This is a genomic window from Mesorhizobium sp. M7A.F.Ca.CA.003.01.2.1, from assembly GCF_003998945.1.
GTDB classification, from domain to species: Bacteria; Pseudomonadota; Alphaproteobacteria; order Rhizobiales; family Rhizobiaceae; genus Mesorhizobium; species Mesorhizobium ciceri.
Genome location: NZ_RZRA01001133.1, coordinates 1 through 1,550, shown reverse-complemented (window position 1 = coordinate 1,550; position 1,550 = coordinate 1). Strand labels below are relative to the sequence as shown.

Sequence of the window (1,550 nt, the reverse complement as noted above, 5' to 3'; positions counted from 1 at the left end):
CGGCGCGCTCCTTGTCCGAGGCCAGCCCGCTCATCGCCGCGATCACGCGGGTACCATTGTGGCTGAGCGAACCGACGATGCCGAAGCCGGCTGCCTCGCTCGCCCCGACCGCCAGGCCGTCGGCGCCGATGTCCATCGCCAGCAGCGGATTGCGGTTCCTCTGTGAGATCTTGTTCCAGGTGAAATCCTTTTGGGCATAATAGCGATAGAAATCCGGATAATCGCGCCACAGGTGCAGGGCGAGCTGCGCCAGCTCGCGCACGGTCGTCTGCTGGCCATCCGCCGGCAGGCCGGTCGAATTGACGAAAGTCGACGTCTTGAGGCCGATCTGGCGGGCGCGTTCGGTCATCTGCACGGCAAAATTGTCTTCGGATCCCGACATGCCTTCGGCGATGACGATGCAGCCGTCATTGGCCGCCTGCACGGTCACGCCCTGAATCAGGTCTTCGAGCCGGATCGACGACTTGAGCTTGGCGAACATCGTCGATGTTCCCGAAGGCGCGCCACCCTTGCGCCAGGCGTTCTCGCTGACCACGAACGTATCGTCGAGCTTCAGGCGGCCGGATTTGATGGCATTGAAAACCACTTCCATGGTCATCAGCTTGGCCATCGAGGCCGGCGGTATCGGCTTGTCGGCCTCCTTGGAAAACAGCACCGTCCCGGTCTCGGCATCGATCATGAAGGCCTGCGCGGCCTTGGTCTCGAACAGCTGTGCACCGGCCGGAGCCTGGAAAAACAGCAGCAAGCCAAAAACCAGAAGCCCGGCGAGAGGCGGGAGCAAGCGAAATTGCATGATGTTCGACCCGTTGGCCGGCACCGCCGGCAAGCCCGCGAAAAGTATCAGGCTTTTTGCGCGGCGGATCAACCGCGCAGCGGAAATCCCATCAGGCTTGCGCTCAGTTGCGCACAGCCAGCGCATCGGGCGCGCCATGCGACCAGGCAGCCTGCAGCAAATCATCGAGATTGCGGTGGCCATCGGGATAGAGATTGACCGAATACCAATCCTCGCCATCGAGTTCCGAACGCTGGATCTCGATCTTGCCGTATGCGGCAAGCTCAGCGGCAACACGCTTGGCCTCCGCTGCATCCTCGAACGAACCAGCCGCGACGTAGTCAGTGGACGGACCGGCCGCTGGCGGCTGCCGCTTCCATGATTGGAGCACATCGGCCGGCGACATGCCGTCGCCACCCATCGCGGCGAAGGCATTTGAGGCGCGTTCGACCCGCTCGTCGGCATAGGACAGCGAGGCCACGGCAAACGGCGATTGCGGCGGCAGATTGATCTGCGGACGCTCCGGCACGATCGGGCCGAAATCCGGAAGCGCCAGATCGCCATAGGCCGACGACTGCGTCGACATGATCGGCTGGACAGAACCGGTATCTGTCAACTGGCCCGGAAACGGCACGGCAGCAGTGCCGGCAGGCAGGCTTGGCGACGGCCCGTTCATGGCGACCATGACGCCGGTCGGCAGTCCATCCGACGGGTCTGGCGCCCTGTTGCCGGGATGATAGGAGGCCATCAGATACTGGTAGTCATCGCCGGCGAGCGG

1 protein-coding gene and 1 pseudogene are annotated in these 1,550 nt (G+C 63.5%); both read right to left on the bottom strand.

The genetic code is table 11. The annotated features are described in order from the left end of the window. A partial coding sequence (locus EN969_RS30480) for a D-alanyl-D-alanine carboxypeptidase family protein (protein ID WP_164758639.1) occupies window positions 1-793 on the bottom strand: 793 nt, incomplete at its 3' end. A 103-nt stretch (window positions 794-896) separates the two neighbouring features. Beyond that, window positions 897-1,550: pseudogene (locus tag EN969_RS30475) on the bottom strand (SPOR domain-containing protein); the annotation flags it as partial.